At 69.2% G+C, this 12185-nt stretch carries 10 protein-coding genes and 1 riboswitch; of the genes, 8 read left to right on the plus strand and 2 right to left on the minus strand.

Annotated elements, in window-relative coordinates:
- Positions 1–55: 55 nt before the first annotated feature.
- Positions 56–997: a Kdo hydroxylase KdoO gene (gene kdoO, locus AC3WRI_RS23170; protein ID WP_011614413.1), complete on the plus strand. Its 942-nt coding sequence runs from the start codon at positions 56–58 to the stop codon at positions 995–997.
- On the opposite strand, the gene AC3WRI_RS23175 is transcribed toward kdoO, so the two are convergent.
- Positions 998–2401, minus strand: coding sequence for a coniferyl aldehyde dehydrogenase (locus AC3WRI_RS23175; protein ID WP_010813320.1), 1404 nt, complete (start codon positions 2399–2401; stop codon positions 998–1000).
- Positions 2402–2716: 315 nt separating this feature from the next.
- On the opposite strand from AC3WRI_RS23175, the gene AC3WRI_RS23180 reads away from it, so the two are divergent.
- Entirely contained in the window at positions 2717–4396 is a 1680-nt protein-coding gene (locus AC3WRI_RS23180) for a GMC family oxidoreductase (protein WP_058698556.1), read from the plus strand.
- Between the two features lie 4 nt (positions 4397–4400).
- Here AC3WRI_RS23180 and AC3WRI_RS23185 read toward each other — a convergent pair whose 3' ends face one another.
- Complete coding sequence (locus tag AC3WRI_RS23185) at positions 4401–6062, minus strand: acyl-CoA dehydrogenase family protein (protein WP_010813322.1); 1662 nt, start codon at positions 6060–6062, stop codon at positions 4401–4403.
- A gap of 198 nt (positions 6063–6260) precedes the next feature.
- Positions 6261–6362: riboswitch (TPP riboswitch) on the plus strand.
- A gap of 100 nt (positions 6363–6462) precedes the next feature.
- Between AC3WRI_RS23185 and thiC the strand changes: the two genes are divergently transcribed.
- The 6 genes from thiC to AC3WRI_RS23215 form a co-directional block, all read left to right on the plus strand.
- Positions 6463–8343 (plus strand): phosphomethylpyrimidine synthase ThiC, encoded by a 1881-nt coding sequence (gene thiC / locus AC3WRI_RS23190; RefSeq protein WP_010813323.1) that lies wholly within the window; start codon positions 6463–6465, stop codon positions 8341–8343.
- A gap of 136 nt (positions 8344–8479) precedes the next feature.
- Positions 8480–9673 (plus strand): FAD-dependent oxidoreductase, encoded by a 1194-nt coding sequence (locus tag AC3WRI_RS23195; RefSeq protein WP_011614417.1) that lies wholly within the window; start codon positions 8480–8482, stop codon positions 9671–9673.
- Positions 9674–9685: 12 nt separating this feature from the next.
- Positions 9686–9883 (plus strand): sulfur carrier protein ThiS, encoded by a 198-nt coding sequence (gene thiS, locus AC3WRI_RS23200; RefSeq protein WP_011614418.1) that lies wholly within the window; start codon positions 9686–9688, stop codon positions 9881–9883.
- Positions 9884–9886: 3 nt separating this feature from the next.
- Positions 9887–10723: a thiazole synthase gene (locus AC3WRI_RS23205; protein ID WP_010813326.1), complete on the plus strand. Its 837-nt coding sequence runs from the start codon at positions 9887–9889 to the stop codon at positions 10721–10723.
- Positions 10720–11856, plus strand: a complete 1137-nt coding sequence (locus AC3WRI_RS23210) for a thiamine phosphate synthase (RefSeq protein ID WP_011614419.1) — start codon at positions 10720–10722, stop codon at positions 11854–11856. The genes AC3WRI_RS23205 and AC3WRI_RS23210 overlap by 4 nt, the downstream gene beginning before the upstream one ends.
- Positions 11857–11870: 14 nt before the next feature.
- Positions 11871–12185 (plus strand): GNAT family N-acetyltransferase (locus AC3WRI_RS23215; RefSeq protein ID WP_492294156.1); only part of this gene is annotated, 315 nt, incomplete at its 3' end.

The raw sequence follows: 12185 nt of genomic DNA on the forward strand, positions 1-12185 counted from the left end.
AGCCGCCACGCCGGCGGCCGACCCCAAACACTGGTGACCGTTTCCAGAGGATGCCATGTCCGAAGCGCCTGTCCTTGCCCCCTCGACCTCAACCCAGCCGCCCGCCGCCGGCCAGCTCAACCTGATCCGCCCGCAGCCATATGCCGACTGGGCGCCGCAGGTCACGGCCGAAGAACGCGCCACGCTGCGCCGCGAGCTGGAGCAGGGCGCCGTGCTGTACTTCCCGAACCTGAATTTCCGCTTCCAGCCGGGCGAAGAGCGCTTCCTTGACAGCCGCTATTCCGACGGCAAGTCCAAGAACATCAACCTGCGCGCCGACGACACCGCGGTGCGCGGCGCCCAGGGCAGTCCGCAGGACCTGGCGGACCTGTACACGCTGATCCGCCGCTACGCCGACAACAGCGAATTGCTGGTGCGCACGCTGTTCCCTGAATACATCCCGCACATGACGCGCGCCGGCACCTCGCTGCGGCCCAGCGAGATCGCCGGGCGCCCGGTCAGCTGGCGCAAGGACGACACCCGCCTGCACGTGGACTCGTTCCCGTCCAACCCGATGTTGGGCAAGCGCCTGTTGCGCGTGTTCCACAACATCGACCCGGCCGCGGCGCGCGTGTGGCGCGTGGGCGAGCCGTTCGGCGATTTTGCGCAGAAGTTCGTGCCCAAGACCCATGGCATGTGGCCGGGGCAGGCGGCGCTGATGAAGCTGCTGCATATCACCAAGCGCAAGCGCTCGGAATATGACCACCGCATGCTGCAGCTGCATGACTTGGCCAAGGCCGACCTGGATTACCAGGCCAAGGTGCCGCAGCAGGAATTCCACTTCCCGCCGGGTTCCACCTGGATCGTCTTCAGCGACCAGCTGCTGCACGCGGCCATGCGCGGACGGGCGATGATGGAGCAGACCATCTACCTGGCGCCGCAGGCGATTTCCGACCACACCCACTCGCCCGAGGCGGTGCTGTCGCGCATGCTCGGGCGGCCGATGCTGGTGTCCTGATCAACGCAGAAGCAGGCGCAACATGGTTTCGAAGGTCTTGCCGTAAGGCGGCTTGAGCAGTCCTGCGCCGTTCAGGCCGGCCTGGTGGAACACCGGCTTCACCTTGGAGAAGGTGTCGAAGCCCGCCTGGCCGTGATAGGCGCCCATGCCGCTGGCGCCGACCCCGCCGAAGGGCAGGCCGTCCTGGGCGATATGGAACAGGGTGTCGTTGACCGTGACGCCGCCGGCAACGGTCTGCCTCATCACATGGCCGATGGCGCCGCGGTCGCGCTCGAACAGGTATAGCGCCAGCGGCCGCGGGCGCGCATTGATGTAGTCCACCGCCTCGTCCAGGGTGCGGTACGTCACCACGGGCAGTACCGGCCCGAAGATCTCCTCCCGCATCGCCGTGACGCCTTCGGGCACATCCAGCAGCAGCACCGGTGGCAGGCGCCGCGCGTGCGCGTCCGGCTGCGCATCGGACAGCGGCACCACGGTCGCGCCTTGCGCCGCGGCTTCATCCACCAGCGCCGCCAGCCGCGCGAAGTGGCGCGGGCTGATGATGCTGGTGTAGTCCCGGTTGCGCGCCAGGTCCGGATAGAGCCGGTCAACGCACCGGCGTGCCGCCTCCACCAGCTGCCCGCGCAGGTCTTCCGGCACCAGCACGTAGTCTGGCGCGATACAGGTCTGGCCCGCGTTCATCAGCTTGCCCACCAGGATGCGTTCCACCGCACGCGGCAGGTCAGCGCCGGCGCCGATAATCGCCGGCGATTTGCCGCCGAGTTCCAGCGTCACCGGGGTCAGGTTGGCGGCCGCCGCGCGCATCACATGGTGGCCGACCGCGGTCGAGCCGGTGAACAGCAGGTGGTCGAAGGGCAGCGCGGTAAAGGCGCTCGCCACCTCGGCATCGCCATTGACCACCATGATCTCGTCCGGCGCAAAGTGCTGCGGCACCAGTTGCGCGAACAAGGCCGCAAAGCGCGGCGTGTATTCCGACAGCTTCACCATGGCGCGGTTGCCCGCCGCCAGCGCGCCGGCCAGCGGCCCTACCGTCAGGTACAGCGGATAGTTCCAGGGCACCACGATGCCCACCACTCCCAGCGGCTGCGGCACCAGCCGCGAGCGGCCCGGGCGGAACCAGAAGCCGGTGGCGGCGCGGCGCACGCGCATCCAGCGCTTGCCGTGGCGCAGCGCGTCGTCGATGCCGCCGAGGCTCGGGAATACCTCCAGCAGCGCAGTTTCTTGGCGCGGCCGGTTGGTGAAGTCCGCGTGAATGGCGGCGGCAATGGCAGCCTCGTTCTCTGTCACCAGCCGGCGCAGGCGCTGCAGGCGGTCGGCGCGCACGGCCCAGGCGGGCAGCTGGTCGCGCCGCGACGCGGCGTGCATGGCGCCAAAGACGGACGACAGGTCGGGGACTTCTCGCATTGCTGCGCTCCTGGGCAAGGGACGTGCGGGGAAAGTGGATGTGGATCGCGGCGAGTGGCGCTGCAGCGGTCCGCGTGTTCCCGCGCACGATAAGGTAGCGTGCCAGCCATGGCAATGGAAGTTTCCTACCAGAAGGACAATTCAAACGCCCGTCTGCGCAGCGCCGGCGGCCCGCGCCACCGGGCTTCTCCACCGTCCGGGCTAGCGCCTACACTGAATCTCACAGCTTGCCATCCGCTGGACGGACAGGGCGCGCATGCACCGGCGCGGCCCGGCTCACGCACGCGCGCCGCCTGCGGACTCGCGGGGAGACAGATGGAAACCACCTTTGACTACGTCATCGTCGGCGCGGGCTCGGCGGGCTGTGCGCTGGCGGGGCGGCTTGCCGACAGCGGCGACGACACCATTGCCCTGGTCGAGGCCGGGCACCACGATCACCATGTGCTGGTACGCACACCCGCGGCGCTTGCCGCGCTGCTGCCGCGCGCGGGGGCACGCAACTACGGCTATGAAACCGTGCCGCAGCCAGGCCTGAACGGCCGCCGCGGCTACCAGCCGCGCGGGCGCGGGCTGGGCGGCAGTTCCTCGATCAACGCCATGATCTACACGCGCGGCCGCGCCGCCGATTATGACGCGTGGGCCGCCGCCGGCTGCGACGGCTGGTCGTGGGACGACGTGCTGCCGTACTTCCGCCGCGCCGAGTGCAATGAACGCCTGGCCGGCAGCGACGACGACCCGCTGCACGGCGGCAACGGGCCGTTGCACGTGAGCGACCTGCGCACCCCCAACCCCTTTGCCGAACGCTTCATCGAGGCCGCGCAGCAGGCGGGCTTCCCGCGCAACGACGATTTCAACGGCGAAGAACAGGAGGGCGTGGGCTGGTACCAGGTCACGCAGCACGCGGGCGAGCGCTGGAACGCGGCGCGTGCCTACCTGCACGGTGGCAACAAGCGCGACCGGGCCTGCAATGGCGGCCGCGCGCACCTGCGGGTGCTGACCGATACGCAGGCGCTGCGCATAGTCTTCGAAGGCCGCCATGCGGCCGGGGTGCAGGTGGTGCGCGAGGGCCACCGGCAACTGCTGCGCGCGCGCCGCGACGTGATCGTGTGCGCGGGCACGTTCGGCTCGCCGCAGCTGCTGATGGTGTCGGGCGTCGGCCCCGCCGCGCACTTGCGCGAACATGGCATCGCCGTCGTGCATGACCTGCCCGGCGTGGGCGCCAACCTGCAGGACCACCTGGACATCGTGCTGCACAAGCGCGTGGCCGTGCCTGAATTGTTCGGCGTGTCGTTCGGCGGCCTGGCGCGGCTGGTGCCTGAAATGCTGCGCTACCGGCGCGAACGCACCGGCATGATGTCAAGCAACTTCGCCGAGGCAGGCGGCTTCCTGCGCAGCCGCCCGGACCTGCCCGAGCCCGACCTGCAGCTGCATTTCGTGGTCGGCATGGCCGATGACCACATGCGCCGGCTGAACTTCGGCCACGGCTATTCCTGCCATGTCTGTGTGCTGCGCCCGCGCAGCCGCGGCGAGGTGCGGCTGGCCTCGCACGATATCCGGCGCGCGCCGCTGATCGACCCGCAATACCTGAGCGATGCGCGCGACCTGGACGACATGGTCGCCGGCGTTCGCATCGTGCGCAGCATCTTTGCGCAGCCGCAACTGGCCGGCTTCGGCGGGCGCGAACTCTATTCCGCCGGCCTGCGTGCCGATGGCAGCGACGACGCTGCCGTGCGCGAGATGATCCGCGAGCATGCCGACACCATCTACCACCCGGTGGGCACCTGCCGCATGGGCATGGATGCGATGGCGGTGGTGGACCCGCAACTGCGCGTGCGCGGCGTCGAGGGTTTGCGCGTGGTCGATGCATCGGTGATGCCGACCCTGGTCGGCGGCAACATCAATGCGCCCGCGATCATGATCGGCGAGCGCGCGCATGACCTGATCCGCTATGCGCCGCGCGTGATGCTGCGGGTGCTGGAATCGATGGAGGCTTGAATCGCTAGCCTTCGAAGCCGCGCGAGAACACCCGCTTGAGCACGTCGGCATCCGCATCCAGGGTGCCGAACACGCGCCCGTGCTGCCGTCCCAGCCGGCTGGCGACGAACAGCTCGGCATTCTCGGTATCGGCATGCGCCAGCATCAGCGCGGCCTGTGCGGTCAGCACCAACCCCTGCGCAAAGCGTCGGGCGCTGGCTTCCAGCAATTCCGGCGGCTGGCGCAGCAGCGCCTGCAGCGATGCCAGTTCCGCGCGCACCGCCGGATGGCCGCCGGCGCGGCGCGACAGGTCTTGCAGCAAGCGCGCGGCATCGTCGGGATTGCGCTGGATCGCGCGCAGCACGTCCAGGCACATGATGTTGCCCGAGCCTTCCCAGATCGAGTTGACCGGCGCCTCGCGGTACAGCCGCGCCATCGGGCCTTCTTCCACGTAGCCGTTGCCGCCCCAGACTTCCATGGCTTCGCCGGTGGCTTCCAGCGTGCGCTTGCAGACCCAGAATTTGGCCGCGGGGGTGACCACGCGCTTCCACGACGCCGCGAGCGGATCATCGTCAGCGTGCTCGAAGGCGTGGCCCAGTTCCATCATCAGCAGCGTGGCCGCTTCGGATTCCAGCGCCAGGTCGGCCAGCACATTGCGCATCAGCGGCTGGTCGGCCAGCAGGCGCCCGAAGGCGCTGCGGTGGCGCGCATGGTGCAGCGCCTGCACAAAGGCGGCGCGCAGGATCGCGGCACTGCCGATCACGCAGTCCAGCCGCGTGCTGGTGGCCATCTCGATGATGGTCGGGATGCCGCGGCCTTCCTCGCCGATCAGGATGCCGGTGGCGTCGCGGAACTCCACCTCGCTGCTGGAATTGGAGCGGTTGCCTAGCTTGTCCTTGAGCCGCTGGATCAGCACCGCGTTCTTGCTGCCGTCGTCGCGGAAGCGCGGCACGAAGAAGCACGACAGCGGGCCGTCTTCGGCGCCCATGCGCGCGACCACCAGGTGCGCATCGCACATCGGCGCGGAGAAGAACCACTTGTGCCCGGTCAGCGCGTATTCCGCGCCGCGGCCCTCGCCGCGCACCGCGCGCGCCACGGTGGTGTTGGCGCGCACGTCCGAGCCGCCCTGTTTCTCGGTCATGCCCATGCCGATCATGATCGCGCTCTTGCTGCGCCACGGCAGGTCGCGCGCATCGTGTTCGGTCGCATACAACCGCGGCTCAAGCTCGGCAAACAATGCGGTTTCCTTGCGCAGCACCGGGATGCTGGCGAAGGTCATGGTCGGCGGGCACAGCGAGCCGGATTCCACCTGCGCCTGCAGGAAGTAGCCGGCGGTGCGCGCCACCCATGCGCCCGCGCGCGGCTGCGCGAAGGGCAGGGCCTGCAGCTGCTGGCTGCGCAACAGGGCCAGCAGCGCGTGCCAGCTCGGGTGGAAATCCACGGCGTCGATGCGCTCGCCGGTGCGGCTGTGTGTGTGCAGCTCGGGCGTGTGGCGGTTGGCATCGGCTGCCCATTGCTGGACTTCCGGCTCGCCCAGGCGCGCGCCGAACTGGCCCAGCGTGCCGGCGTGCCAGCCGCCTCCCAGCCGTTCCAGCGCGCCGCGCAGCGCCGGATCGGTGGCGAACAGGTTGTAGTGCGCGAGATCGGGCACCTGGTTGAACACGCGGTGGGTGGCAGCTTCGGTCATGGCGGGATCGGAAGATGGACGCGTCTTACTGCATGGTAGAGCACGTCGCCGGCGTTTGAGTGCGCGGTTGTCCCCTTGTGAGTGATTATTGCGCTGCAGCATGCGCGATTCGATACCTTTTCGAACAGGTGTGGCACCACAAACGGCAGGGAACTGGCACTGGCGCCCACCGGCACCTTGTGCTTAAATTCACCCCGTTGGATGAAACAGGGGTGCCGTACGGATGGGCCGTGCGGCTGAGAGAGTCCCTTCGAACCCGATCCGGCTAGTACCGGCGTGGGAAGTTTCACAAGACCAAGTCTCCAGTCCCTCCGGGACTCGCCGCCTCAGGCCTCAGGCCCCGGGCAGCGCTCACAAGGCTCCTGGTTTCGTCCACCCCGCAAGAGAGAGGACGACACCCATGGCCCGTACTGCCCCCGCTGCATCCTTCGAATCGCTCGAAAGCGACCTCGACCAGAAATTCGCCTACCCGGCTTCCAGCAAGACCTACCTGACGGGCAGCCGCCCCGATATCCGCGTACCGCTGCGCACCATCCTGCAAACGTCGACGCGCACCGACAAGGGCGAGATGCAGAATCCGCCGATCCCGGTGTACGACACCTCGGGCCCGTACAGCGATCCGGACGTGCATATCGACCTGAAGGCCGGCCTGCCCGCCGTGCGCGCCAAGTGGATCGAAGAGCGTGGCGACACCGAAGTGCTGCCGGGCCTGTCGTCGGAATACGGACGCGACCGTGCCAACGACCCCGCCACCGCACACCTGCGCTTTGCCCAGCTGACCAATCCGCGCCGTGCCAAGGCCGGTGCCAACGTGTCGCAGATGCACTATGCGCGCAAGGGCATCATCACGCCTGAAATGGAGTATGTGGCGCTGCGCGAATCGCTGAACCTGCAGGCGCTGTACGACAAGCCCGACTACAAGGCGCTGCTGCGCCAGCATCCCGGCAATGCGCTGGGCGCCGGCCTGCCGCTGCGTCCGGAAGACATCACGCCGGAATTCGTGCGCCAGGAAATCGCCTCGGGCCGCGCCATCATTCCCGCCAACATCAACCACACCGAACTGGAGCCGATGGCGATCGGGCGCAATTTCCGCGTCAAGATCAACGGCAACCTGGGCAACTCGGCGGTGACCTCGTCGCTGGCCGAGGAAGTGGAAAAGATGGTGTGGTCGATCCGCTGGGGCGCCGACACCATCATGGACCTGTCCACCGGCAAGCACATCCACGAAACCCGCGAATGGATCCTGCGCAACTCGCCGGTCCCGATCGGCACGGTGCCGATCTACCAGGCGCTGGACAAGACCGGCGGCATCGCCGAGGACCTGACCTGGGAGATGTTCCGCGACACGCTGATCGAGCAGGCCGAGCAGGGCGTGGACTACTTCACCATTCACGCAGGCGTGCTGCTGCGCTACGTGCCGCTGACCGCCGACCGCGTCACGGGCATCGTTTCGCGCGGTGGTTCGATCATGGCCAAGTGGTGCCTGGCACACCACAAGGAAAACTTCCTGTACACGCACTTCGACGAGATCTGCGAAATCATGAAGGCCTATGACGTGTCGTTCAGCCTCGGCGACGGCCTGCGTCCGGGTTGCATCGCCGACTCGAACGACGACGCCCAGTTCGGCGAACTGCGCACGCTGGGCGAACTGACCGCCAAGGCATGGAAGCACGACGTGCAGGTGATGATCGAAGGCCCGGGCCACGTGCCGCTGCAGCGCATCCAGGCCAATATGGACGAAGAGCTCAAGCATTGCTACGAGGCGCCGTTCTACACCCTTGGACCGCTGGTGACGGACATCGCCCCCGGCTACGACCACATCACCAGCGGCATCGGCGCGGCCAATATCGGCTGGATGGGCACCGCCATGCTGTGTTACGTCACGCCCAAGGAGCACCTTGGCCTGCCGGACAAGGAAGACGTGCGCGAAGGCATCATCACCTACAAGATCGCGGCCCACGCTGCCGACCTTGCCAAGGGCTGGCCCGGCGCGCAGCTGCGCGACAACGCGCTGTCCAAGGCACGCTTCGAGTTCCGCTGGGAAGACCAGTTCAACCTGGGCCTCGACCCGGAACGCGCGCGTTCGTACCACGACGCCACGCTGCCGGCCGAGGGCGCCAAGATCGCCCACTTCTGCTCGATGTGCGGGCCGAAGTTCTGCTCGATGAAGATCACGCAGGAAGTGCGCGACTACGCGGCGTCGCTGCCCAAGGAAGCGCAGCAGGGCATGGAAGAGAAGTCGATCGAGTTCCTGAAGAAGGGCAGCAAGATCTACTCGTGATGCAGTGACTGGCAGTACGGGCATGGCTTCGCATCCATGCCCGCTCGTGTTTCGCCGCCGCGCAGCGCCTCGCGCGGCGGCACCGACAACAAGGAGGCCGGCGCGGCCGCACGCGCCGTCCGGCACAACACCCCTCATGACAGCAGTGCAGTCGTTTGACGTCGCCATTCTCGGGGCCGGTCTTGCCGGGCGCCTGGCCGCCTGGCAACTGGTACGCAGCGGCGCCCGCGTGGCGCTGGTGGAGCGGGCCGGTCCGGACGGCGCGGGCTCGGCCGCCTATGTGGCTGCGGCCATGCTGGCGCCGCTGGCGGAATCGGCCATCGCCGAGCGCCGCATCGTCGACCTGGGCATCGCCAGTGTCGACCTGTGGCGCGCGTGGCTGGCCGAATTGCCTGAGCCGGTCTTCTTCCAGGAGGACGGCACGCTGGTGGTCTGGCATGCGCGCGACCGTGCCGAGATGTCGCTGTTCACCAGCCGCGTGCGCGCGGTGGCGCCGCCCGAACTGGTGTCGCAGCGGCTGCGCGCGCTGGACGGCAAGGGCGTGGGCGAAGTCGAGCCCGCGCTGGCGGGCCGCTTCCCGCAGGGCCTGCTGCTGGCCGGCGAAGGCCAGCTCGACAACCGTGGCGCGCTGCGCGCGCTGTTGTCGTGCGCGGTCAGCGAAGGCGTGCATTGTGTCTGGGAGGCTGGCGAGGTCGATGCCGAATCGCTGCCCAAGCTCGGCATCCGTGCCGACGTGGTGCTGGATTGCCGCGGCCTGGGCGCGCGCTCGGCCTGGCCCGCACAGCCGGGCGGCGACAAGCCGGGCCTGCGCGGCCTGCGCGGCGAAGTGGTGCGCGTGCATGCGCCCGACGTCAGGCTGCATCGGCCGGTGCGGCTGCTGCATCCGCGCTACCCGATCTATATCGCGCCCAAGCCCAACGACCTGTACGTGATCGGTGCCACCGAGCTGGAAAGCGAGGATGATTCGCCCATGAGCGTGCGTTCCGCGCTGGAGCTGCTGTCGGCGGCGCATTCACTGCATCCCGCCTTCGGCGAGGCCCGCGTGCTGGAACTGAACGTGCAGCGGCGCCCGACGCGGCCCGACCACCTGCCGGCGATCCGCGTGGACCAGCGCGCGCGCGTGGTGCGCGTCAACGGCTTGTACCGGCATGGCTTTCTGATTGCGCCGGCGGTGACCGAGGCCGCGTGCGCGGTGGTTGGCGCGCTGCTCAAGGGCGATCCCGCGGCCCATGCCGTGCCGGCCGCGCTGCGCTGGCCTGGCATGATCGAAGCCGTGACCGAAGCGCCCGCTGCCGCTACCATGGCCGCACCCGGCGGGCTGCTGCACTAACGCATGACTGACATGGAAATCCTGCTCAACGGCCGACCGCTCGCCCTTGCCGATTCCGCCACGCTGGCGGACGCGGTGAGCGCGGCGCAGATCGCGCCCCCCTTTGCCGCGGCGGTCAACGGCCAGTTCGTGCCGCGCGGCGCCCACGCCAACACCATTCTTGCGGCCGGCGACCGCATCGACCTCGTGCAACCCGTGACGGGAGGCTGACCCATGACATTCGAACCTTCCGAAACCTTGCGCGACCCGTTCGTGCTGTATGGCGAGTCGTTCGGCTCGCGCCTGCTGCTGGGCACTGCTCGCTACCCGTCGCCGGCCACGCTGGAGGCGGCCGTGCAGGCCTCCAGGCCCGCCATGATCACCGTTGCGCTGCGCCGCCAGGGCGCGGTCGGCGCCGGCGAGGGCGGCCAGGCCTTCTGGCAGATGCTCAAGGCGCTGGACGTGCCGGTGCTGCCCAATACCGCCGGCTGCTTCACCGCGCAGGAAGTGATCACCACTGCGATGATGGCGCGCGAGGTCTTCGAAACACCGTGGATCAAGCTGGAGCTGATCGGCGACGACTACACGCTGCAACCCGATACGCTGAACCTGCCGGCCGTGGCCGAGACCCTGATCAAGGAAGGCTTCAAGGTGCTGCCGTACTGCACCGAGGACCTGGTGCTGTGCCGCCGCCTGCTCGACGTGGGCTGCCAGGCGCTGATGCCATGGGCCGCGCCGATCGGCACCGGCCGCGGCGCGGTCAACCCGCACGCGATGCGCGTGCTGCGCGAGCGCCTGCCCGACACGCCGCTGATCGTCGATGCCGGCCTGGGCCTGCCGTCGCATGCGGCGCAGGTGCTGGAGTGGGGCTACGACGGCGTGCTGCTCAATACCGCGGTGGCGCAGGCCGCCTACCCGGTCAATATGGCGCGCGCCTTTGCGCAGGCCGTTGAGGCCGGCCGCACCGCCTACCTGGCCGGGCCGATGCCCGAGCGCGAGGTGGCGCAGGCCAGCACCCCGGTGGTCGGCATGCCGTTCTGGCACGCCGACAGCACGGAGCAGCGCGCATGACCCGCCGCGCCGTGCATGCCGCCAGCGACGGCCCGCTGCGCCAGGCGGTGCTGGAACACTATGGCGAGACCTTCGGCGTCGATGACAAGCCGTGGCAGGCCTGGCGCCTGGCCGACGCGCCCGCGCAACCCGGCGCCCACGACGTGCTGCTGTTCGACGGCGAAGCCGACGCAGGCACGATCGCGCGCGTCGCCGCCGCGGGCGCCACGCTGATCGAGAGCGATCGCGAGGGCGGCCAGTGGATCGACACCGTGCGCTCGCCGATGGGCACGTGGGTCTTCTCCGTCGCCGCCGACACCGACCAGCCGCATTCGCCCGCCTTCGTCGCGGTGCTGCTGGCCAGCCTGGCGCTGCATTTCCCCGCGCACGACGCGCTGTGCCTGGCGCGCGCCTGGGAGCCGGGCTCGGCCGACTGGCCGTCTGACTTTGCCCGCTTCCCGCATGTACGGCACGCCGCCCTGGTGGCACCCGAGCAGGCCGCGGCGCCGTTCGCGCCGTGCCCCGCGCTGGGCCTGTACGTGGTGGTGCCAAGCGCCGAATGGATCGAGCGCCTGGCGCCACTGAACGTACCGACGGTGCAGCTGCGCTTCAAGTCCGAAGACCCGGCCGCGGTGCGCGCCGAGATCGCACGCGCGGCGAAGGCCACGCAGGGCTCGTCTTCGCGCCTGTTCGTCAACGACCACTGGCAGGCCGCGATCGACTACCGCGCCGCCAACGGCGGCGATCAGAGCGGCATCTACGGCATCCACCTTGGCCAGGAAGACCTGGACGATGCCGACCTCGATGCGATCCGCGCTTCGGGCCTGCGCCTGGGTGTCTCCACCCATGGCTATGCCGAGATGCTGCGCGTGGCCGCGATCCGCCCCAGCTACCTGGCGCTGGGCGCGATCTTCCCGACCACCACCAAGGTGATGCCGACCCAGCCGCAGGGCATGGGCCGCTTCCGCGCCTACGTGAAGCTGATGCAGCCGGTGATCCCGTCGCTGGTGGGCATCGGCGGCGTCAACGCGGCCAATATGCGCGAGGTGCTGGCGGTGGGCGTCGGCAGTGCCGCCGTGGTGCGCGCGGTGACCGAGGCTGACGACGTGCCGGCCGCGGTGGCCCAACTGATCAGCCTGTTCCCGGCTGCCTGAGCGCGGAGCCAGCCATGGCTGCTGCTGCGCACATCCGCCTGGCAGCGGCGGACGAGGTGCCGCGCCTGGCCGATATCGAACTGGCCGCCGCGGCGCTCTTCCCTGATACGGACCTGCCGGCACTGCTGCGCCTGGTCAGCACGCCCGAGCCGGTGCTGGCCGCCGCGCAGCGCGAAGCGCGCCTGTGGGTAGCCGAGCGCGATGGGGAACTGGCCGGCTTTGCGCTGGCCAGCCGCAACGGCGAGTGCGCCTACCTCGATGAAATGGATGTGCACCCCGACCACGGGCGCCGCGGCATTGGGCGGGCGCTGGTAGGGGCGGTGCAGGGC

The organism is Cupriavidus sp. FW305-27, assembly GCF_058787995.1.

What these genes read in the sequence shown, in the direction of transcription:
- kdoO (WP_011614413.1), top strand. Translation starts at nt 56, where the DNA reads ATGTCCGAAGCGCCTGTCCTTGCCCCCTCGACCTCAACCCAGCCGCCC.
- AC3WRI_RS23175 (WP_010813320.1), bottom strand. Translation starts at nt 2,401, where the DNA reads ATGCGAGAAGTCCCCGACCTGTCGTCCGTCTTTGGCGCCATGCACGCC.
- AC3WRI_RS23180 (WP_058698556.1), top strand. Translation starts at nt 2,717, where the DNA reads ATGGAAACCACCTTTGACTACGTCATCGTCGGCGCGGGCTCGGCGGGC.
- AC3WRI_RS23185 (WP_010813322.1), bottom strand. Translation starts at nt 6,062, where the DNA reads ATGACCGAAGCTGCCACCCACCGCGTGTTCAACCAGGTGCCCGATCTC.
- thiC (WP_010813323.1), top strand. Translation starts at nt 6,463, where the DNA reads ATGGCCCGTACTGCCCCCGCTGCATCCTTCGAATCGCTCGAAAGCGAC.
- AC3WRI_RS23195 (WP_011614417.1), top strand. Translation starts at nt 8,480, where the DNA reads ATGACAGCAGTGCAGTCGTTTGACGTCGCCATTCTCGGGGCCGGTCTT.
- thiS (WP_011614418.1), top strand. Translation starts at nt 9,686, where the DNA reads ATGGAAATCCTGCTCAACGGCCGACCGCTCGCCCTTGCCGATTCCGCC.
- AC3WRI_RS23205 (WP_010813326.1), top strand. Translation starts at nt 9,887, where the DNA reads ATGACATTCGAACCTTCCGAAACCTTGCGCGACCCGTTCGTGCTGTAT.
- AC3WRI_RS23210 (WP_011614419.1), top strand. Translation starts at nt 10,720, where the DNA reads ATGACCCGCCGCGCCGTGCATGCCGCCAGCGACGGCCCGCTGCGCCAG.